The organism is Pedobacter sp. AC402, assembly GCF_979252805.1.
The window spans coordinates 246589-268147 of sequence record NZ_CEEDAI010000011.1 but is presented as its reverse complement, the minus strand read 5'-3'; the positions used below and the strand labels follow the sequence as shown (position 1 = coordinate 268147).

At 36.4% G+C, this 21559-nt stretch carries 18 protein-coding genes, 1 tRNA gene and 1 pseudogene; 16 read left to right on the top strand and 4 right to left on the bottom strand.

The genetic code is table 11. From position 1 onward, the window contains the following. The first annotated feature begins 1 nt into the window (after position 1). The 11 genes from AC0IWE_RS19945 to AC0IWE_RS19895 all read left to right on the top strand — a co-directional run bounded on the left by AC0IWE_RS19945 (position 2) and on the right by AC0IWE_RS19895 (position 13931). Positions 2–1579, top strand: coding sequence for a SusD/RagB family nutrient-binding outer membrane lipoprotein (locus AC0IWE_RS19945; protein WP_471794460.1), 1578 nt, complete (start codon positions 2–4; stop codon positions 1577–1579). A 25-nt stretch (positions 1580–1604) separates the two neighbouring features. Then, the gene (locus AC0IWE_RS19940) at positions 1605–2519 is read left to right on the top strand and encodes a DUF1735 domain-containing protein (protein WP_471794459.1); all 915 of its coding nucleotides are present in this window, start codon (positions 1605–1607) and stop codon (positions 2517–2519) included. Between the two features lie 250 nt (positions 2520–2769). Next, a complete protein-coding gene (locus tag AC0IWE_RS19935; RefSeq protein ID WP_471794458.1) occupies positions 2770–5811 on the top strand; it encodes a SusC/RagA family TonB-linked outer membrane protein in 3042 nt (1013 codons plus the stop codon). A 10-nt stretch (positions 5812–5821) separates the two neighbouring features. Then, positions 5822–7285 carry a RagB/SusD family nutrient uptake outer membrane protein gene (locus tag AC0IWE_RS19930; RefSeq protein WP_471794457.1) on the top strand — a complete coding sequence of 488 codons (1464 nt, stop codon included), beginning with the start codon at positions 5822–5824 and terminating at the stop codon, positions 7283–7285. A 10-nt stretch (positions 7286–7295) separates the two neighbouring features. Then, entirely contained in the window at positions 7296–7742 is a 447-nt protein-coding gene (locus tag AC0IWE_RS19925) for a hypothetical protein (protein ID WP_471794456.1), read from the top strand. 50 nt (positions 7743–7792) lie between these two features. After that, complete coding sequence (locus AC0IWE_RS19920) at positions 7793–8464, top strand: hypothetical protein (RefSeq protein WP_471794455.1); 672 nt, start codon at positions 7793–7795, stop codon at positions 8462–8464. Positions 8465–9163: 699 nt separating this feature from the next. Then, complete coding sequence (locus AC0IWE_RS19915) at positions 9164–9514, top strand: carboxypeptidase-like regulatory domain-containing protein (protein WP_471794454.1); 351 nt, start codon at positions 9164–9166, stop codon at positions 9512–9514. A 17-nt stretch (positions 9515–9531) separates the two neighbouring features. Next, on the top strand, positions 9532–11541 hold the full coding sequence (locus tag AC0IWE_RS19910; protein ID WP_471794798.1) for a SusC/RagA family TonB-linked outer membrane protein: 2010 nt from the start codon (positions 9532–9534) through the stop codon (positions 11539–11541). 223 nt (positions 11542–11764) lie between these two features. After that, positions 11765–12280, top strand: a complete 516-nt coding sequence (locus tag AC0IWE_RS19905) for a hypothetical protein (protein ID WP_471794453.1) — start codon at positions 11765–11767, stop codon at positions 12278–12280. 18 nt (positions 12281–12298) lie between these two features. Continuing rightward, a complete protein-coding gene (locus tag AC0IWE_RS19900; RefSeq protein WP_471794452.1) occupies positions 12299–12508 on the top strand; it encodes a hypothetical protein in 210 nt (69 codons plus the stop codon). Next, positions 12474–13931, top strand: a complete 1458-nt coding sequence (locus AC0IWE_RS19895) for a RagB/SusD family nutrient uptake outer membrane protein (RefSeq protein WP_471794451.1) — start codon at positions 12474–12476, stop codon at positions 13929–13931. Before AC0IWE_RS19900 ends, AC0IWE_RS19895 begins: the two co-directional genes overlap by 35 nt. A 61-nt stretch (positions 13932–13992) precedes the next feature. On the opposite strand, the gene AC0IWE_RS19890 is transcribed toward AC0IWE_RS19895, so the two are convergent. Genes AC0IWE_RS19890 through AC0IWE_RS19880 form a run of 3 tightly spaced genes read right to left on the bottom strand, consistent with a single transcriptional unit; the run spans position 13993 to position 15326 of the window. Then, complete coding sequence (locus AC0IWE_RS19890; protein ID WP_471794450.1) at positions 13993–14400, bottom strand: DoxX family protein; 408 nt, start codon at positions 14398–14400, stop codon at positions 13993–13995. Between the two features lies 1 nt (position 14401). Next, positions 14402–14911: a S66 peptidase family protein gene (locus AC0IWE_RS19885; protein WP_471794449.1), complete on the bottom strand. Its 510-nt coding sequence runs from the start codon at positions 14909–14911 to the stop codon at positions 14402–14404. Then, the gene (locus tag AC0IWE_RS19880) at positions 14895–15326 is read right to left on the bottom strand and encodes an LD-carboxypeptidase (protein ID WP_471794448.1); all 432 of its coding nucleotides are present in this window, start codon (positions 15324–15326) and stop codon (positions 14895–14897) included. The genes AC0IWE_RS19885 and AC0IWE_RS19880 overlap by 17 nt, the downstream gene beginning before the upstream one ends. 16 nt (positions 15327–15342) lie before the next feature. Between AC0IWE_RS19880 and metG the strand changes: the two are divergent. Continuing rightward, positions 15343–17452 (top strand): annotated as a pseudogene (gene metG, locus AC0IWE_RS19875) (methionine--tRNA ligase). 75 nt (positions 17453–17527) lie between these two features. Here metG and AC0IWE_RS19870 read toward each other — a convergent pair. Beyond that, a complete protein-coding gene (locus AC0IWE_RS19870) occupies positions 17528–18250 on the bottom strand; it encodes an SDR family oxidoreductase (RefSeq protein WP_471794447.1) in 723 nt (240 codons plus the stop codon). 213 nt (positions 18251–18463) lie between these two features. Between AC0IWE_RS19870 and AC0IWE_RS19865 the strand changes: the two genes are divergently transcribed. From AC0IWE_RS19865 to AC0IWE_RS19850, 4 genes are all read left to right on the top strand, one after another. Then, positions 18464–18535 (top strand) — tRNA-Arg (locus AC0IWE_RS19865). A 144-nt stretch (positions 18536–18679) separates the two neighbouring features. Beyond that, positions 18680–19939, top strand: coding sequence for a site-specific integrase (locus tag AC0IWE_RS19860; protein ID WP_471794446.1), 1260 nt, complete (start codon positions 18680–18682; stop codon positions 19937–19939). Between the two features lie 77 nt (positions 19940–20016). Next, the gene (locus AC0IWE_RS19855; RefSeq protein ID WP_471794445.1) at positions 20017–20838 is read left to right on the top strand and encodes a hypothetical protein; all 822 of its coding nucleotides are present in this window, start codon (positions 20017–20019) and stop codon (positions 20836–20838) included. A 92-nt stretch (positions 20839–20930) separates the two neighbouring features. After that, complete coding sequence (locus AC0IWE_RS19850; protein WP_471794444.1) at positions 20931–21542, top strand: hypothetical protein; 612 nt, start codon at positions 20931–20933, stop codon at positions 21540–21542. Positions 21543–21559: the final 17 nt, after the last annotated feature.

Here is a 21559-nt window from a genome sequence, read left to right as displayed (position 1 = left end):
CATGAAAAAAAGTTTTAAATATATATTTGGATTATTATTGGTTTCTTCAGTTATTTCGTGTAAGAAAGACTTGGATATTAATGTTAATCCCAATCAGCCATTAGAGGCAACAGTAAATACTGTATTGCCACAAGCAATCGTTGCTACGGCGAATAACATAGCTCAATTTAATTTCTACGGCGGTCAGGTTGCAGGTTACTTTGCAAATGGTGGTGGTGTTAGTGGATGGGGATCTATTGTTTCTTATAATTACCAAAACGATGAGTTTTCTGGGCTTTGGGCTAACACTTATGATATCTTAACTGATGTTAAGTATGTAGCAGATCAGTCAAATGGTGATGCTACTAAGTTAGAATTTAACGCTGCTGCGAAGGTTTTGAAAGCATATAATTTTGAATTATTAGTTGATACCTATAATGACGTTCCTTATTCTGAAGCTAACCTTGGCCTAGCTAATGTACAGCCAAAATATGATAAGGCGACCGATATATATAAAAATTTAGCTGATTTGTGCGATCAAGCAATTACGAGTTTTAAAACTGTTACAAAGGCTTCACCAGCTTTCGTTTCTTCGGATCCACTTTTTGGTGGTAGCGCAACCAAATGGGCTCAATTCGCTAATACAATCAAGTTAAAGTTGGTTTTAAAAGGACGTGGGAAAGTAACTTTTACTAATACAACCTTTGATACTGCGGTTGGTTTTATTGATGCAGATGCATCTGTGCAGCCAGGTTATACTAAAATTGACGGTAAACAAAACCCGGCGTGGAACAGATGGGCTTATGCAGCTTCTGGAACTGCAGTTGGTGCAGCTAGTCAGTATGCCGTTACACCTTGGATTATGAGTTTTTACAACGGTACTAAGCTAAAAGATGCTACACGTGCTAATTTAACTTTTAAATCCGGTGTTACCACTGCAACAAATCAATTGGGTTATCAGTTATCCGACGCTGGACGTGGTGCATCGCCTAGTTCTTGGTACAGAGGTACTGATGCTACAACTTATGAGCACGTTGGGATTTTAAAAGGTCCAGATGCTAGTCAGCCGATTATGTTAGCTGCTGAAAGTTATTTTTTGCAAGCGGAGGCAAACTTATCTGGTCTTGTACCTGGTACTGCAGCAACAAACTTCGATTCTGGAGTAAAAGCATCCTACAGATATTTAGCAACCAATAATGCTGGTACAGTTACTGTAACTGAGCAACAAATTACAGATTGGCTAGCTTCTTATAAAACTTCAAATATTAATGCTGTCACCAATGTAGGAAATCCTTTAGTTGATTTCAGTGTTGCTACAACAGATGAACAAAGACTTGCTGCTATCATCACTCAAAAGTATTTAGCATTTAATATGACTTTTGGGCATGAAGCCTGGAACGAATTTAGGAGAACTGGTTATCCAGCGATTGTAACATCTGGAGCAAATTCAAGCCAAACATTTGTTTCTATTACATCGCAGGCAACTGCTGCAAACAAATTGCCAACAAGAATTCTTTATCCAATAACGGAGTTTAAATATAATGCAGCTAATATTCCTGCTGCTGATAAATATACTTCTAAGATATTTTGGGCTAAATAGGTTGTTAACTATTAATTTATAGAAAATGAAAAAAATTATTAATCTGTTCTTATTAGGATGCTTAGCTACAGGATTGACTTCTTGTTTAAAAGATAAGTCCCTTACATTACCAGACGCAGATGGCGCAATTAAAAATATCATCGAATTTAAAAATGTTGATTATATTTCTTCGCCAGTAAGTAGTCCGTATCCTGTTTACATTAAATCATTTGATATTCTCCCTACAGGTTCGCTTACCATAGAAGTTAACTATGCAGGTGTGGATGCAGCTCCAGAAAATATCAATGTTAAAGTGGCTCTTGATCCAACAATTATAACAAAATACAATGCAAAAATAGTAGCTGACGCAAGAGCTGCCGCTGTTATTTTGGGTCAGGATCCAGATGATGCTGAAGATGATGTGTCTGGTGATTTATTTGAGCCACTAGATCCGGCCCTATATTCAATAGGATCTATGGACTTAACTATTCCGGCTGGTCAAAGATCTGCGTCTTTTACTATTGCACTTAAACCAAATTTGTTTGACTTTGCTAAAAACACAGCATTGGCATTTAAAATATTATCTGCATCTACCGGAACTATTAGTGGGAATTTTGGTAATATCATTGTTAAAATTGGTGCTAAGAACGCTGTTGATGGTCTTTATGATTATACAACTAGTGCTACAACCGCTTTGGTTCCAAACGCATCCTTTACAGATGTGCCATTAGTAACCGCAAGTGCTAATACTGTAACTACCAATTTGTTAAATACATATTCTAATATCATGACATATCGTATTGATTTTGCAACAAATAAAGTTACAGTAGTAAGTGGTTTAGGAACACCTATTACCAATCCTATTAGTAGTTGGGATCCTGCAAAAAAAGTACTTCATGCAGTGTGGACCGCTGGTACTCGTTCTTTTGATGAGACTTATACCTTTAAAAAATCAAGGTAGTTTAATTCAAATTATTTAATGCAGGCTAGCCATATTTATGGCTAGCCTTTTTTATTTAATTATCCCTATCAGGAACATTAATAACTTTTCTCGTTAACTATTTTATTAGTTAAAATAATATTTATAAAAGTAATTTTATTGTCATAATTTAAAATTATGTATGTATTATTTGTATCATTTTGAAGACATAAAGTTTTTTTCTGTAGATTAGTTTTAATTAATCAAACAAATAAACAACTAATTTAAATTCATGAAAAAACTTCTACAAAGTTTGTTCGTGTTGCTGTTTATTGCATTTTCTGCAATGGCACAAAACCGAACAATTACAGGGACAGTTACAAGTAAAGGTGATGGACAGCCCCTTCCTGGTGTTAGCGTAAAGGTGGTTGGCACTGAAGGTGCTACTATAACCGGAGCTAATGGTCAGTTTACCGTTAAGGTAGCAGCAGGTACAAAAACATTATTATTTTCTTCCATTGGATATGCTGCTAAAACAGTCTCCATCGGCGCGTCAAATACTTTAAATGTAGTATTGGACGATGACTCGAAGCTATTGGAAGAAGTTGTAGTAACAGGTTTCGGGTTAAGGCAGGCCAAAAAGGATGTTACAGGTTCTACGAGTACAATTTCTGGAAAGGATATTGAAAACATGCCGGTTCAAAGTGTTGATAGAGCAATGCAAGGAAAACTCGCCGGTGTTCAGGTAACATCAACAAGTGGTATTCCTGGTGCAGCAATCAATGTACGTATCCGGGGTATAGGGTCAATTAATGCAGGAAATAGCCCATTATACGTAGTTGATGGTGTTCAGGTAAACTCAGGTGATTTTACAAGTTCTACTACGAGTGCAAACGCACTTAGCGCACTAAACCCTGACGATATTGAATCTCTAACTGTATTAAAGGATGCTTCTGCAGCGGCAATTTATGGTGCATCTGGTGCAAACGGTGTAGTAATTATTACAACGAAAAGAGGTAAATCTGGTAAAACTCAAATCAATGTAAGTTCTTACGTAGGTTATAACGACTTTATTTCAAAACCTAAATTGCTCAATTCGCCACAGTGGATTCAGCTATCATTGGAGGCCTATGCTAATCGTTACGGAGCAACATCAACACAGTATACAAATTTTTATAATACTTATGTAACACCTTTTGGCTCAATTGATAATGTTCCCACTTATGATTGGCTGGATGCAGTATCTCAGAAAGGCCGTACCCAGAATTATGATGCAAGTGCGCGTGGCGGTAATGAGAAAACGCAATTCTATTTAGGAGGAAATTACAGTACACAAAAGGGCCAAGTAATAGGTACCGATTTCTCGAGAGGAAGTTTAAAGGTTAATCTAGATCATAAAGCTACAGATAGATTGGATTTCTCTACTTCTATGAACCTGAGTACCATTACTCAGAATACAACATCTGGCGGTGGAGCATTTGCAAACATTAGTAGAACAGCTCAGTTACAGTCTCCAAATAATCCAATTTATAATCCAGATGGGACTTACAATACAATTTTACCGGGTGCTTATGATGGATATAATGTGCTTCAAGTAGCCTCTATCAATTTGCAAAAAGCCACAACCAACCAGTTTACAGGAAGTGGTATTGCTAAATATAAAATTTTTAACGATTTAAACTTTAGATCAAGCTATGGTGTTGATTATTTAGAGATTGTTGAAAATACTTTTAATGATCCTCGTTTTGGCGATGGAAGATCTGTTAATGGTTCAGCATCTGCCGGAAATACAAGAAATACCAACTTTCAAACAGATCAAACTTTAAATTACACCAAAACGTTTGATGGCGTACATAATTTAAATGCTATTGTAGGTTTCAATTACCGTAGTGAAGTTCGCACCTACTCTTTGGCTGCATCACAAGGTTTTCCTTCTTATCAATTCACTCAGGTTTCTTCAGGAAGTACACCAACAACAACTTCTGGTACTTATACTACTTTTAGAACTGCAGGGTACTTCGCAAAGGTGGATTACAATTATAAAAGCAAATATTATTTGTCTGGAACGGTAAGGTATGATGGCTCATCCAGATTTGGTAATGAGCATACTTTTGGATGGTTCCCTGCGGGTGCAGTTTCTTATCGTATTTCTCAAGAGGATTTTATGAAGAATGTTAACTTCGTTTCTGATTTAAAATTAAGAGCCAGTTATGGTACTACGGGTAATCAAGCTATTGGAAATTTCGATTCACGCGCACTTTATGCAAAATCCGGAGATTATGTTACTTCAGGTACAGGTTCAACCCTAGGTTCTGGTTTAGCACCTTCTAATTTAGCAAATCCTTCATTGGCATGGGAGCGTGCTACAACATTAGATGTAGCGCTAGAATTTAACTTATTCAGAGATCGTGTTAGTGGTACAATTGGCTATTACAATAAGGTAAACTCTAATTTATTGTTAGATCAACCACTTCCATTAACATCTGGTTTTACTTCTATTCGACAAAATGTGGGTAAAATGCGTAATCGTGGTTTTGAATTCGAGTTGTCTACACTGAATATTAAAACCGACAACTTCTCTTGGAAAACAGATGCAAATATTGCATTAAACAGAAATAAAATAGTTTCATTACTTGATGGTCAGACTTTATTGGGTGGTAACTTTGGTATTGCAGTAGGGCGTCCGATTAACTCTATTTATACTTATACTTCTGCTGGTGTTAACCCTGCTGATGGTAGAGCAATGTGGTACGATGGAAATGGTAACATTACTTATACTCAAAACCCAGCAACTGACAGAAGTTATATTGGTGATCTAAATCCTAAATACACTGGTGGTTTAACGAATACAATTAATTATAAAGGTATTTCACTAAGTGCTTTCTTTCAATTTAGTTATGGAAATTTAGTGTTAAATCAAGATAAGTTCTTCTTTGAACGTGCAGGCTCAACAGTAGATAGAAATCAATACGCAACCAATTTAGACCGCTGGACAACCCCTGGTCAGTTTACTGGAATACCAAAACCTTACTTCGGAGGAACAGTATTGAACGTTGGTGGCATTAACCACTCATCTTCTTACGCAACATCAGATCGCTTTTATGAGGACGGATCTTATATCCGTTTAAAAACGATTAGTGTAGGATATGATTTACCTAAAGAGTGGCTATCCGCAGTAAAACTTCGTTCGGTTAAAGTTTATGCCCAAGGTCTTAACCTTTGGACAATAACAAAATACCAAGGTGTGGATCCAGAGTTTGTAAATACAAGTGGTGATTTTGGTCAATATCCTCAGTTTAAAAATTATACTGTTGGTATTAATATTGGATTATAATAATAAAATAATGAAAAATAAATATATCATGTTTATGACAGCTGTCACTTTATTTGCAGCGTCATCTTGCAAAAAGACACTTCAAACCGAACCTAAAAATTCTATTTCATCATCAGTAGCTTTAAAAGAGGCAGCTGGTGTTGAAGGATTGGTTAATAGTTTGTACGAATCGTTACAGGCAACTACTTATTATGGAAGGAACTATATTGTTATTCCAGAGCTGTTATCAGATAATATGCGTATTGTAAATACAAATTCGAATCGCTTCGTATCTGAATCTAATAATACAATCGCTGCTACTGTTGATTTATGGGCCGCGAGTTATAGTATTATTAACCGCGCAAATGGGGTTATTAAATATTCTGAATTGGTGACTGGTTTAACTCCATTAAGAAAAAAACAGCTTCAGGGAGAAGCCTATTTTGTTCGTGCTTTAGCTTATTTTGATTTGGTTAAAAGTTATGGATACAATCCGCAACAAATTGTGTCGAACAGGAATTTAGGAGTGCCAATTACACTTGATTTCGTTGAAAATTATCCTGCAGATATCAAATATCCGTCCAGAAATACAGTATCAGAGGTTTATGCACAAATTAAAACAGATCTTAACACAGCAATAGGATTATTAGATAATTCATTTGCTCCAAAAAGAGTAAGCTTAGCTGCAGCAAATGCTTTAAGGGCGCGTGTTGCTTTGTTTAATGGTGATTGGGCAGATGCAGCTACTTTTGCGAATACGGCTATCAATTCAGGCGTTGGTACTTTTGTAGATCCAGCAACTGCAATTACACCAGCTTTAAAATCCGCAGCATATGCAAGTATTTTTACTTCACCAAGTTCTCCTGAATCAATATTTGAATTGAATTTCGAAGTTACAGAAAGTGCAGGTTCAGATGGTTTAAGTTCAATTTATACTAGAAGTAGTGTTGGTTTGCCACCATCTCTTGCTGGGGCTGGTTATGGTGATGCTGCTCCTCAGGCAAACCTTGTTGCAGCTTATGAAACAGGCGATGTACGTAAGGATATGCTTTTTGCTATTACTAAGGGTTCGGAAGCAATTCTTTGGAATCAAAAATATCCATCAGCAAAAGGGCCTCAATATGATAACATTAAATTGATAAGAGTTAGTGAAATGTATTTAACTAGAGCTGAGGCTAATTTTAGAAATAGTTCCGCCATCGGCGCTACACCCCAAGCAGATTTAGATAAAATTCGCTTAAGGGCAGGCCTAATTTCTACACCAGTTACTTTAGATGCAATCCTTAAAGAAAGAAGAATTGAATTGGCTTATGAAGGTTTTAGATATTGGGATTTATTGAGAACAGGTTCATCGATTAATAAATCTACAACAACATTGCCAGCAAATTCAACTCCTAACTCTACTATTCCATATACAGATTTTAGATTATTGGCTAGAATACCATTAACGGAAGTTCAGAATAATCCTAATATTGCACAAAACTTCGGATACTAAAAAGATAATTATGAAAGCGAAAATATATTTATTACTACTAACTTTAATCAGTATATCTTCTGTTTCTTGTATGAAGAACAGAGATAATATTTATACTGGACCTGATGTTGTTGAGTTTGTGCCTTTAACCGCAAGTGTTAAAAAAGGCACAGCTGCAGCCCCCGGAACGGCAGTTGCAACTATACAGTTGGTTGGACACCAGCAAACGGCTGATACGGAAATCATGTATGAGGTAGCTAGCACAAGCACAGGTACAGTTGGCACTCATTTTAGCTTAAGTGGAACAGCTGGAAAAGTAATTATTCCTGCAAATAGTAGCTCTGCCACTATTACCATTACGGCTATTCCTGGAAATATTGCTACAGGAACAAAAACTGTGGTACTTAATTTAATTGGCAATGGTGCTATTGTAGCAAGTGCAAACTATAAAACTTATACCCTTACAATTACACAATAAAATAAAAGGGAGGAACTTTTTCCTCCCATTTATTTTAAAAATTAAACTAAATGACTAGTAAATTAAAGGCCTGCCTACTTTTTTCTCTTTGTTTCTTTTCTTTCTTAAATGCCAATGCGCAAATTCTTCAGGATATTGCAGGAAAACCACTTATCTCAAATAAATATGCTGAAGTTATTGGTAATATTTATTTCAATGAGGCTTGGTCTAAAGGGTATGTTATAACTGTTACCGGTAAAAAAAATGATGAATATCTTTTGAAGTATGATGAAGTTGAGGATATGCCCATATATTTTTTCAAAGAAGAGGCTTATTCATTTTCAGATCCGATAACTGAATTCTCTCTGATTAATGGTAAGGGAGCTCCTGTAGTTTTTAAAAATGGATTTAAACAAAGTTCTAGAACCACGGAAAAGTCCTTTTTTGAGGTAATTTACGATGGAGATATTAAATTCCTAAAAAAAGACCTTAAAAATATCATTGAATTTCGTGAATATAATTCTGCTACACTAACGAAAAAAATCACATCAAGTACACTTTACTTTTTGGTAGATCGGTTAAATAATATAACTCAAGTTAAAAGAGAAGCCAAGTCAATTATAATGGCATTAGATAAAAAGGAATCTGTTGGAAATTATATCAAAGAAAACAAACTTGATTTAATGAAGGATTCAGATTTGATAAAATTTTTAGCTTTTTATTCATCTTTGCCAAAGAAATAATACGTATTCCAAAAATGCTGTTATTGAGTGTTATCGCTGTAGTATTTATACAGGCTTCACAAAAACTTAGTATTTTCTTCCCTTTAATATAATGCAAATTAGTATTATGTATGTAAAATACTCGCTAATTTTGAATTATAATGCTCTGCTTGTCCTATAAGAGCAAAATTTTTGTATTGATTTTATATATAATACACATTTATAGTTGTTATTATTTTCTTTTTTGTTTATTTAGTTTATCTAATGGTAATTTCTTGAATTATTGAGTTCTTTTTGTTATCTATTTTGATTTTAGACAAAAATTTTTCTTAGTAATTTTGATAGTTAAGTTCGTTTCTCGTATATTGGGTTGTAAACCGAAACTAAAACTACTTATTATGAAAAAACTTCTGCTAAGTTTGTTCTTGGTGTTGCTTATTACCATTTTGGCGATACCACAACATAGGAACTTCCCGCGCAGTGTAATGGTAACAGAATGCCATACGCTCTCATCAGTAAATATCGAATACATAATTCATTTCATAAGAACAGGCAACTGCTGAATTTGAGCATAACTTCGAAAAGTCTGTCAGAAAATCTGCTTTTCTATATTATTTAATGTTTAATGAAAATTATGATAGCATATTTTTTGTAAAATTTGTATTACAATATAATAATCATATATTGGCCAATATTAACTAAATCTAAACTAAATTTTTTATGAAAAAACTTCTACAAAGTTTGTTCATATTGCTTTTTATTGCAACTTCAGCAATAGCGCAAGAAAGAACATTCACTGGAACAGTTACAGCGCAGGAGGACGGAAAGCCGCTCCCTGGTGTAAGTGTTAAAATTAAAGGTACATCTGGCGGAACCACCACGGGATCAGATGGAAAATTTTCCCTAAAGGCCAATTCAGGATCAACTCTAGAATTCTCTTTTATTGGCTATATTTCTCAATCAAAAGTATTAAGCAATGCTAGCAATGTTAATATTGTATTGGTGAGCGATTCGCGCTCTTTAACTGATGTTGTTGTTGTTGGATATGGATCTGTAAGTAGAAAGATGTAACAGGATCACAATCTAGTATATCTCCAGACGAATTTGCAAATAGATCTATCCCATCATTTGATAAAGCTCTTGCGGGTAAAGCTCCTGGTGTACAGGTAATTACAGCAAATGGTTTACTTGGGCAACCAGCACAAGTGCGCATACGTGGTACAAACACAATTACTTCTGGCCAAGGGCCGCTTTATGTGGTTGATGGTGTGCCAATATTTTCTAATGATGTTGGTGGTTTTACTTCATCGAACTCATTAGCAGATATTAATCCTTCTGATATTGAATCATTTGAGGTGCTTAAAGATGGTGCTTCAACAGCGATATATGGATCAAGAGCTGCCGGTGGTGTAATTTTAATTACGACTAAAAAAGGTAAAGCAGGCCAAACTAATTTTACGTACGATGGATACTATGCGGTTGGTAAAGTTTCTAAACGATATGATCAATTAGATGCGAATCAGTTTATTGAGATTGCCAATGAGCGTTTGGTTGCTGCAGGTAATGCGCCGCAGGCATTTCCTCTTTCGGATGGGAATGGTGGTTTTGTAGATACAGATTGGCAAGATTACCTTTTCCGTACGGCAACGCAACAGAATCATAATGTTTCAGCATCTGGCGGTACCGAAAAAGCAAAATATTATTTCTCTCTTGGATATAGCGATCAAGAAGGAGTAATTATTTCCAATTCATTAAAAAGATATTCTATTAAGGCCAATTTCGATCAAAAAGTAAATAAAGTATTTAGTTTTGGCTTAACCTCTGGCTTCACTTATCAGGATAATACAGGGCCACAAACTGGAAGTAATACACTTTCAGGAAATATATTTGGAGGGTTAAGGATGTTGCCTAACGTACCTGTTTACGATGCAACAAACGTAACGGGTTATAATATCGCTCCAAATAAAACCGCATTGGGAAGAGGTGCTAACTTGATTACAATATCGGATAACATCGGTAATCAACGTTTTGTATTGGATAATAATATCAGGAGATCTCAAACTTACCGTTTACTAGCAACAGCTTATGCCGAGGTTAATCTTTTTGATGGTTTGAAATTTAGAACACAAGTTGGTGTTGATAATCAAAATGTTGATGATTTCAGTTATACCGATCCACGTGCAGGTGATGGGGTAAGTAGTAATGGCAGTATGTCTCAGGCTTATAGTCCGAGCATCAGACTGGATCTTCAGAATGTATTGTCTTATAACAAATCAATTGCTGGCGATCATAATTTAAGTGTAACCTTGGTTCAGGAATTTCAAAACGACAGAGCATCTTTCTATCAGGCATCAGTTTCTAACTTAACAGATATTTATTGGAATCAGAATATTATAACAGGAACATTTGTTACACCAACTGCTTCCGGTAGTTTAGTAAGAACAGCTCTAGAATCTTACCTGGCACGTGTTAATTATAATTACAAAAACAGATATTACATTGGCGGATCAATTCGTTCAGATAAAAACTCTAATCTGCCTGAGGCTAACCGTATTGGTTATTTTCCAGGTATATCTGCTGCATATCGTATTTCTGAAGAACCCTTCTTTAAAAATTCAACAGGTTTAAGTTTTGTATCTGATCTCCGTTTACGTGGTTCATTTGCCGAGGTTGGTAATGTGAGTATCGGGAATTTTAAATACCTGGGTCAATATAGTGCGGCAGTTTATGGTGCTCAACCAGGTATCGGTTTCAGTAATATCGGTAACTATAATTTGCAATGGGAATCACAAAAGAAATTCGATTTTGGTTTAGAACTGGGTTTGTTTGCTGGTCGGATAAACGTTTCTGCTGATTATTTCAGACAAAATACAGATAAATTGGTTCAAAGCGCACCAACAGCACCATCTTTAGGTGTACCTACTAATACTATCACACAAAATATTGGAAATATTCTCAACTCCGGTTTTGAATTATCGATTGGTGGCGATGTGGTAAAAAATGCAGATTTTACTTATAATGTGAATTTAAGTTTAACGACTCTAAAAAAATATAATCGAATCTTTAAGAGAAGCACAGGATCAAATTACTACTTATAACATTAACCGTGTTGGCGAATCGTTAAATGCATTTTATGGCTATGAGTACGCAGGTGTTAATCCGACAAATGGTAATCCTTTATATGTAAAAGGTAATGGTCAGATAATTCAGGGAAATGTTACCAACCAAACCTATAACGTTTACGATCCGGCCAATCCATCAGCAACGGGTGCCAATGCAACATTATCGGCAACTACAGATAAAAAAGTTTTAGGCAGTTCATTGCCAAAATGGTTTGGTGGGTTTAACAATACTTTAACCTACAAAAACTTTGATCTAAATGTATTTTTTAGGTTTCAAGGCGGTAATAAAATCTTTAACAGAACACGTGTTGATCAGTTAAACCAAAACTTCGTTAATAATGGTACTGAAATTTTAGGAAGATGGCAAAGTGCTGCCAATCCGGGAGATGGTGTAACACCAAGACAGTGGTTTGGTAGATCTACATTTATTAATAGAGATGGTGATGTAACCACTCGTTTTCTTGAAGATGGTAAATTTTTGCGCTTGGATAACGTAGCGTTGGGTTATAAAGTTCCGGCAAATATTGTTAGTAAATTAAAGGTTAGCGGAATCAGATTGTATGCATCTGCACAAAATTTATTTGTACTTACAGGTTATAAAGGACTTGATCCAGAAACCAATACCCTTGGATCTGCAACAACTGGTTACGGTACCGATTTTAATGGTAACCCACAACAACGTACGTTTACATTTGGAGCTAACGTAAGATTTTAACTGAATAAAGATTTAAAGATGAAAAATAGATATTTTAACAATAAAAAAGCCTGGGTACTTCCCTTATTGGGCTTGATGTTATTCGCAGGATCCTGCAAAAAATATACAGATATTGTACCTGATAATACATTTGCAGAAGATGATGCCTATTCAAACCCTCAGCGTGCAGCTTTAGCCATCTCAGGAGTTTATAGTGCAGCTTCAATCCAGTCCATATACAGATGGTAACAATCGTGGCTATCCGTTTGGAGCAGCAAATACCATTCAAGGTGATATGCGAGGGGAAGACATGATGGCTATTCCGTCATTCTTTCTTGTTACTTATGAAAATAGTTATGATGCAACAACAGCAAACAATACTGCAATGTGGACTAGCTTATATGCTACAATCAATCGTGCAAATATTGTAATTACAAAGCTGAAAGAAGCTGCTGGTGCGGGTACAATAACTGCAGATGTGGCTACGGCTGGTGAGGCAGAATGCCGTTTTTTAAGGGCATTAAGCTATCATGAATTATTAATTCACTTTGCGCGTCCGTACAACCATACTGCAGGTGCAGCACATCAAGGTGTAGTGTTGAGAACAGTTGGTATTAATACTCCCGAATTAGTAGATCAGTATAAAAATGAGGGCAGAAGTACAGTTAAACAAGGTTACGATTTAATTTTATCGGATCTTGATTTTGCTGAGACCAATCTTCCTACGCAAACAAGTGCCTCTTTAAAAATTACCAGAGGTACAAAAGGTGCTGCTATTGCACTTAAAACCCGCGTAAAATTACATATGGGCGATTATGCAGGCGTAATTACTGAAGGTGCCAAATTAGGAACATCAGCTTTGGGTACCAGTTTTACGGCCCCGGCAGCCATTGGCGGATATGCTTTAACTGCAACACCTGATGGACCTTTTGCTAGTGTTGGTGCCAACTATGGAAATACTGAATCTATTTTTTCAATAGAAAATTCAACAATACGTAACGCTGGTACAAACGGATCGCTAAGTACGATGTATTCTAAAGCACCTGGTAGAGCACTTGCTGTAATTTCTCCAATTATCTGGAATGATCCGTCTTGGAAAGCGACTGATTTACGTAGATCTTTATTAACTACTACAGATGCAGCAACCGGAGTAGCAGCTAAATATTATTTTAGCGCAAAATATAAAGACCCGGCAACATGGACTGATGCCAACCCTATTATCAGGTATGCAGAGGTTTTATTAAATGTTTCTGAAGCATATGCAAGATCAGGCAATGCAGTTCAGGCGTTAGCCTTATTAAACGCAGTTAGAAACAGATCTGTTGCGTTGGCTGATAGATATACAGCTGCGAACTTTTTAACAGATGCAAGTTTGATACAGGCAATCATTAATGAACGTAGAATAGAATTTTTGGGTGAGGGTAAACGTTGGATGGATATTCATCGCCTTGCGAAAGAAAATTTATATGGTCCGAACGGAATTCCTGCAAAAACGAGTTCAACTGTTGCTTTCTCTGCATACAATGCAGCAGCTGGTTACACAGGAGCAAGATCCATTGCTGCAATTCCTTATGATGGCGCAGCAACAAGTTTCAGGTTTATATGGCCTATTCCAACTGTAGAAACACAAGCCAACCCAGTATTGGCAGGACAACAGAATCCTTCTTACTAAGATAAAAACTAAAAAGCCGGGCCAGGAAATTTTCCTGGCCCGGCTTTTTTTTCATGTTTGTTTACTTCTTATCCACACTATATTTTCCAGGGCCTATAAAGATCAATCCGAAAAATACAATAGCCAGTTCAATCGCATGGCTAGCACCCGCTAATCCATCGCCTTTTCCAAAATGTACCAATGATGCGATAATCATAGTAAAAATCAATAAGATTAAAGCCGGACGAAAGAACAAGCCTACGATTAAAAGAAAACCACCAAAGGTTTCAGTTGCCGCCGCCATAAAGCCCCAAAATATTGGCAAGAAGTTTATGCCGATTACTTTCATACTACCGCCAAGTCCGGTCCAGCCATCAGTGCCGCCAGCAAGTTTTGGGAAACCATGGATAATAAACATTACCCCTAAGCCAATACGTAATATTAACAATCCGGTATTACGGTATTTTCCTAAATTGTCTAAAATTGCCATCTTATAAATATTTAAATTGAACGTTATTTGTTTCTACTTTTAAGTTTACCTCTGCACCTAATGTCATGCAAAGATTGTTGTTAATATGTCCTGTGGGGAAATTAAAGCAAACAGGATAATCGTATTCCTTTACAATTTCCCAAATTACCTCATCAGCGGTTTGACCAAAAGAAATTTTTTCTTCTTCAATTTCATTAAATGCGCCCACAATCAGTCCTTTTAAACGGCTGAGTTTACCTGCCCGCTTTAACATGCGTAACATGCGGTCGATACTATATTCGTGCTCTCCAACATCCTCAATAAATAAAATTTTATCTTTAAAGTCCATTTCTGAAACCGAACCTTGTAACATGGCCAGTAAAGTTAAATTGCCTCCAATTAAAATTCCGTTTACCTCTCCTGCCCTGTTTTTAAATGTACTTTCAAATTCATAAGTCTGTTTCTGCCCAAATAAAGCTTTCTGTAAAGAAATTAATGCTTCATCGGTTGATTCATCAAATGTATAAGGCATTTGAGCTGTGCAGGCATTGTGTATTGCATTGTGCAATAAGATGCGAAAGGATAACTGTTATATCACTAAAGCCTACAAACCATTTTGGGTGTTTGTCGAATTCGGTAAAATTTAATCCGTCAATTATGCGGATGGCCCCATAACCTCCCCGACCGGAAATTATCGCTTTTATAGATGGATCATCCAGAAATCTTTGAATATCCCTGGTTCTTAAATCATCATTTCCGGCAAACTGGTGGTGGCTGGCGTATACACTATCGCCAATAACGACCTCAAGTTCCCAGCTTTTTAATATTTCAATAGCATGGTTTATAGGTTTGGGTAATTTCTTTGCCGGACAAACCAGGGCAATCTTATCTCCTTTTTTTAAATATGGGGGCTGCTTAATCATCTTCAAAACACTTATCTTTGCCAAATTAATAAAAATTGTTTTGGATAATAGTAAAATAAAAAGATATACCGTAACTGCAGCACTTCCGTATACCAACGGGACCGGTTCATATTGGACACCTTGCCGGTGTTTACATTCCTGCAGATATTTATGCGCGTTACCTGAGGTCGAATAAACGTGATGTGAAATTCATCTGTGGATCTGACGAGAACGGTGTGCCCATTACTTTAAAGGCCAAAAGAGAAGGAATTACGCCTCAGGAGGTGGTAGATAAATACCATAAAATTATTGGTGATTCTTTTAAAGAGTTTGGTGTTTCTTTTGATATTTATCACCGTACATCTTCACAAACGCACCATCAAACAGCTGCTGATTTTTTCGAAACTTTGTACGATAAAGGTGTTTTTACCGAAGAAATTACTGAGCAGTATTATGATGCTACAGCAAAGCAATTTTTAGCCGATCGTTATATTACCGGTACCTGCCCAAAATGTGGCAATGAAAATGCTTATGGCGATCAGTGCGAAAATTGCGGTTCAACTTTAAATGCTACTGATTTAATCAATCCTAAATCTACATTATCTGGCGATAAGCCAATTTTAAAAGAAACTAAAAACTGGTTCTTACCGCTTGATAAATATGAAGATAGGTTAAGAACTTATATCGAAAGTCATAAAGAATGGCGGCCGAATGTTTATGGGCAATGTCAGAGCTGGTTAAATGCAGGTTTGCAGCCAAGGGCGATGACGCGTGATTTAGATTGGGGCGTACGTGTTCCATTGCGCGATGCAGAAGGAAAAGTACTTTATGTATGGTTTGATGCCCCTATTGGCTATATTTCTGCTACAAAAGAGCTTTGTAATTACGCCAAGCTAGATGTATGGAACCCGAAGGCTGAGGAATACTACATCAGCAGCTATGAGAGTGATAAATGCGGTTGGGAAGAGTACTGGAAAAGCGACGAAACCAAATTGGTACATTTTATCGGTAAAGATAATATTGTTTTCCACTGTATTATTTTCCCGGCGATGTTAATGGCTCATGGCGAATATACTTTAGCGGATAATGTACCTGCAAATGAGTTTTTAAACCTAGAGGGACAAAAAATCTCGACGTCTAAAAACTGGGCAGTTTGGCTGAATGAATATTTGAGAGAATTTGAAGGAAAACAGGATGTACTGCGTTATGTATTAACTGCAACCGCCCCTGAAACGAAGGATAATGATTTTACATGGAAAGATTTTCAAGCAAGAAATAACAATGAGCTTGTTGCAATATTGGGAAATTTTGTAAACCGTGTAGTGGTGCTTACGCATAAATATTTTGGAGGGACGGTACCAACCTGTATGCAGATAACCGATGTAGACCAGGTAGTTATTGATGAATTGGCTGGCTATCCTGCAAAAATTTCAGCATCGATTGAAAATTACCGTTTCAGAGAAGCTTTATCCGAAGTGATGAATGTTGCCCGTTTGGGAAATAAGTACCTGGCAGAAACTGAGCCTTGGAAATTGATTAAAACTGACGAAGACCGGGTTAGAACGATTTTGCATCTTGCGCTACAAATTGCAGCCAATATTCAGATTCTAATTGAACCTTTTCTGCCTTTCACAGCTGAAAAATTAATGAAAATGTTGATAAACGGTGGCCATGACTGGGAAAATGCAGGTGGTGTTAACTTGTTAAAACGTGGTCATCAAATTGGTGAAGCTGTGCTCCTGTTCGATAAAATTGAAGATGCAGAGATCGACTATCAAATTGAAAAACTTAATCAAAGCAAGGCAAGTAATGCAGCCAGTAATGTAGTTGCTGTTCCGGCAAAAGAGAACATACAGTTTGACGATTTTTCTGCGATGGATATCCGTGTAGCCACAATAATTGCAGCTGAAAAAGTTGAAAAAACCAAGAAACTATTAAAACTTACGGTAAATACGGGTATTGATGAAAGAACAGTAGTTTCTGGCATTGCTGAATACTATAAACCTGAAGATATTATAGGTAAACAGGTAAGCATGATTGTAAACCTGGCACCAAGAGAAATCAAGGGGATTTTATCTCAAGGAATGATCTTAATGGCTGAAAATTCGGAAGGAAAACTGACTTTTGTTGCGCCTGCAGAAAAATTCCAGGAAGGTAGTGTAATCAGGTAGTACTTAGTTTAACAAAAAAGCCATTTGATGCAAATCAGATGGCTTTTTTTTGTTAAAATTACGACTCCATTTTAATTAAGGGTTCATACGGTTGAAATAATCAGCAATTACCTCATTGTTTGCTTTTGCACGATCGCCGCTTGTTCCAAATGTTAATTCTGTTTTACCTTCCTTCATCTGTTCAAAAACTGATTCTACAAAATCACTAACAGCAGGATGTACATTATGGATGCCTTTACCACCTAAATCGGTATCCAAAGCTGGCGGGATCATTTCGATAACTTCAATTTTTGAATTTTTGAGGCTATGCCGTAAAGAGAGTGTAAATGAGCGCAAAAATGCTTTTGTGCCACAATAAACGGGAACTGCCGATAGCGGTACAAAAGCCAGTCCAGAAGTTACATTAATAATTGTATCCAATGAATCCAAACCTGTAAAAAGTTTTGTTAAATGGAGCGGAGCTAAAATATTAGTGGTAATTTCATCTTCAGCTTTTTGATAAAAATCATTATCGTTAATATCCATCCAGTTCTGAATGCCAGCATTATTTACCAATACATTTAAGTCGTTATGATTTTCGGCAATCCAGTTATAAAGTTCATTTCGGTTGGCTTCAGTGCTTAAATCACAAACCTTAGTAATTACTGAGGGTAATTTTTTGGCAGCTTCTTCCAATGCCGACTCACGCCTTCCGCAAATAATTACTGTATTATTTTCCTGTATAAATCTTTCCGCTAGTCCGAAGCCTATACCACTGGCGCCTCCGGTTATAAGTATTTTATTGTTTGCTAATTTCATATTCTAAATCATTTTGTTAAAACAAAGATCAAGCTATTTTGAAGATTATTATGGTGAGTAGTACAGTTTTTTAACCATAACTTAAAGTATATTGTTTATTGCTGAATATGGCTTTTGATAAGGCTTTTTATTGATTTTCTTTCTGTAGAGTTGTTTAAAATGAATTCTCTTGCGACAAAACTTTTGCTATATTTGCCGGAGTAAAAATAAAACGGTCCCGTAGTTCAACGGATAGAATAGAAGTTTCCTAAACTTTAGATATGAGTTCGATTCTCGTCGGGACCACTTGGAGAGGTAAATCTCCGCACTAAACGGCTTTTCTGCAACAGGAAGGCCGTTTTTGTTTTTACTGATCTTCTTATATAGTGTGTTTCCGACAACCAAAACGACAACCGATTTTCCGTTGTCATGGTTGCTTAACTCATTGATATGGCAGAGATTAAATTAAACTTACGAGAGCCTAACGCAGCAAAAGAAACACCAATTAATGTGGTCATTAGATACAATGGTCAAAAGCTAGTTTACTCAAGTGGCAAACGAATTCATCCCAGTATGTGGGACAACCTCTCGCAGAAAGCAAAAAGGTCGAAGGACTCTACAAGTTCAGAACTTTTGAATGGAAATCTGCGTTTCATCACTCAAGGTGTATATGAAGAAATAGAACGCTATCAGAAAAACAATCAGCAACGGTTTCCAGAACCAAAAGAACTAAAGGCAATACTTGATTTACGGTTTTCAAGGGCAATTGATGCAAAAAAGCAAAACTTCTTCGAGTTCATTGAATGGTTCAGTATGATATACGCTCCAAAGAAGCAGCTAATTAAGAATAACGAAACAAGTGCCACTAGTCCAAATACACTAAAGACCTATGTCACTACTCTTAGGCTATTAAAGGTATTTGCGAAAGCCAAAGGTAGTTTTGACTTTAAAGACATCAATTTGGAATGGTACCAAAGCTTTACGGAATGGTGTAACTCAACTAAGAATTATAACCCGAGTACGATTGGAAAGCATATTAAAGTAATTAAAACTTGGCTAAGAAAAGCCGAGGATGATGGTTTGCATACGTCTACCTTTTATAAACATCAAGATTTTAGGAAGCCATCCTATTTATCAGAAACCATTTACTTAAATAGGGATGAATTAGCATTAATACAGAAGCTAGACCTTTCTAATCACGTCGAACTAGATCGCGTTCGCGATTTGTTTTTAGTTGGCGCATGGACAGGCTTAAGATTCAGTGACTTTAATCGTTTAAGCGCAGATAATATCTCTGATGGTTTTATAAGGATGAAGACAAGTAAAACCAGCTCTCAGGCTGTTATTCCGATTAATTCAATCGTTAGCGATATACTATTAAAATATGATAACAACATACCAAATGGTTACGCTAACCAGTATATGAATAGACAACTAAAGGTTATCTGCAACATGGCTAAAATACAGTCCTCAGAAATAAAAGTCGATTTTGTAAATGGCAAGAAAAGAGTAAGCAAAGTTCAAAAGTGGCAACTGGTTAGCACACATACAGCTAGAAGGTCATTTGCTACAAATCTCTATGGGCTAGTCCCAAATAACACTATCATGGCTATTACTACGCATAAAACAGAGGCTGCTTTTCTGCGCTATTTACGAAAGAGCAATGATGAACATGCTCAGATCCTAAAACAGGTGTTGGATAGAATGTAAAAATTCATGTACTACCTTGGAACTTATCCATAGTTCAATAACTTAGCGGAGTTAAATCTGGCTCCGCTAATATAATCATGTTTACGACTACCCTGTTACCCAACTTCAGAAAACTTAGTGACTACTTCGTAAATTTAACAGAGGAGCAAATAACTACCGTTGAATCTGATGGTGGAGTTGTGGTAAATCTTGAATATCTTGACAATACTAGCTTTGAACGACTTCAGCTTCATTTAGCTTCGATATCAGAACGTTACGGTCTTAAAGACCACTACAAAGAACTCTTATACCTGATCTTACGCAAGAACGAAGAAATCGGAGAAAGGCATACTACATTCTGGCACCAATACAACGAAGAAAAGAAACTTAAAGAGGTAGCAATATTTTTGCTTGGCTTTAAAAATCTTAAGCAACATGAAAAAGTACAACTTGCGATAAAACCATCATTAAGCCCGACACTAAATATAAATAACAGTGAAATTGCAGAGTGGATGATTCAAAGCATAGTAGATAAGCTAGAAAAGCAGGAATTTCCATTGAGCTTGTTTGGATCGCAAATCTACAAGCTGTTTGATGGCTTTGAAGACGACCAACATATTTCATTGGATAAACTCACGGCTGCAAGCAAGTTAAAGTTACAGAACCCTAAATTTAAACTCCGCCCACTATATGTTGAATTGTGCTTGTATTTACAAGGCTACCTTGTAAACCAGACACATTTAACATTACCAACCAACGCAAAACTTTCTGACAAGCAAGCAAACTTCTTCTTTGATATACTTCAAATGCTTGACTATATCACCATTGATGATTTTGATTCAGAACCTAAAGACTACATCTACGCACTTTTTCAGAACAACAAGCAAGTATCTGTTTATCAAGGCAATAAAACAGATTGATTTCAGTATAATAGTATTGCCTTTTGCCTAGGCTAGTAGCCGCACCTTTGTATTGTAATTCAATAACAACATTGAATTTAACACAAGCAAAGATGAATAATAGACAATTTCAAATCAGACAGAAACAGCATCAGTACGACTTATTGAAGCCTGTTAACATGTCCAACCTTGCACCACGACAAGGTTTCTATCTAATAATGAATATTTCCGTGCAAGTTATCGCTGGCGTAAACTGCAAGATTGCAAGATGTCTTTGGAAACACAACGAATCGGAAGATTTCGACTTAGATTTTCATGTGACCATCCAACTCAAATCTCTTGAAGGCATCCATGCAATAGGCCCGAAACATAAGCTAACAGGTTACCTTCTGAAAAGCGTTATCCACATTATGAAAGCAAATGTAGTGGCTATCAAAGAAGAAAGAGTTTTTTATGTTGAATGGGATTTGCTCAATAATGCAATGTCATTTCCTACAGGTAGTTTCAATGATGATAATGAGCATGATAACGAACTGTCAGCAGCAATTGCGAACAGTACTGATGAAGACATAGAATTGATTAATGCTATTCATGCACAACTCGATATGAATGATGAAGTTATGCAAGCAATACTTCGGCAAGAGGACAATGAATTGGAAGAGTATGATGCCACAAACCAATGGATCTTTACGCTTCAGGCACAGAATCTAGAACACAACAAATAACCATAGCAACCATTTAA

Excerpts from the sequence above, each read along its gene's own strand:
- AC0IWE_RS19945 (WP_471794460.1), top strand. The coding sequence starts at position 2 with ATGAAAAAAAGTTTTAAATATATATTTGGATTATTATTGGTTTCTTCA.
- AC0IWE_RS19920 (WP_471794455.1), top strand. The coding sequence starts at position 7,793 with ATGACTAGTAAATTAAAGGCCTGCCTACTTTTTTCTCTTTGTTTCTTT.
- AC0IWE_RS19940 (WP_471794459.1), top strand. The coding sequence starts at position 1,605 with ATGAAAAAAATTATTAATCTGTTCTTATTAGGATGCTTAGCTACAGGA.
- AC0IWE_RS19900 (WP_471794452.1), top strand. The coding sequence starts at position 12,299 with ATGAAAAATAGATATTTTAACAATAAAAAAGCCTGGGTACTTCCCTTA.
- AC0IWE_RS19885 (WP_471794449.1), bottom strand. The coding sequence starts at position 14,911 with ATGCCTTATACATTTGATGAATCAACCGATGAAGCATTAATTTCTTTA.
- AC0IWE_RS19870 (WP_471794447.1), bottom strand. The coding sequence starts at position 18,250 with ATGAAATTAGCAAACAATAAAATACTTATAACCGGAGGCGCCAGTGGT.
- AC0IWE_RS19915 (WP_471794454.1), top strand. The coding sequence starts at position 9,164 with ATGAAAAAACTTCTACAAAGTTTGTTCATATTGCTTTTTATTGCAACT.
- AC0IWE_RS19930 (WP_471794457.1), top strand. The coding sequence starts at position 5,822 with ATGAAAAATAAATATATCATGTTTATGACAGCTGTCACTTTATTTGCA.
- AC0IWE_RS19925 (WP_471794456.1), top strand. The coding sequence starts at position 7,296 with ATGAAAGCGAAAATATATTTATTACTACTAACTTTAATCAGTATATCT.
- AC0IWE_RS19890 (WP_471794450.1), bottom strand. The coding sequence starts at position 14,400 with ATGGCAATTTTAGACAATTTAGGAAAATACCGTAATACCGGATTGTTA.
- AC0IWE_RS19935 (WP_471794458.1), top strand. The coding sequence starts at position 2,770 with ATGAAAAAACTTCTACAAAGTTTGTTCGTGTTGCTGTTTATTGCATTT.
- AC0IWE_RS19850 (WP_471794444.1), top strand. The coding sequence starts at position 20,931 with ATGAATAATAGACAATTTCAAATCAGACAGAAACAGCATCAGTACGAC.
- AC0IWE_RS19855 (WP_471794445.1), top strand. The coding sequence starts at position 20,017 with ATGTTTACGACTACCCTGTTACCCAACTTCAGAAAACTTAGTGACTAC.
- AC0IWE_RS19860 (WP_471794446.1), top strand. The coding sequence starts at position 18,680 with ATGGCAGAGATTAAATTAAACTTACGAGAGCCTAACGCAGCAAAAGAA.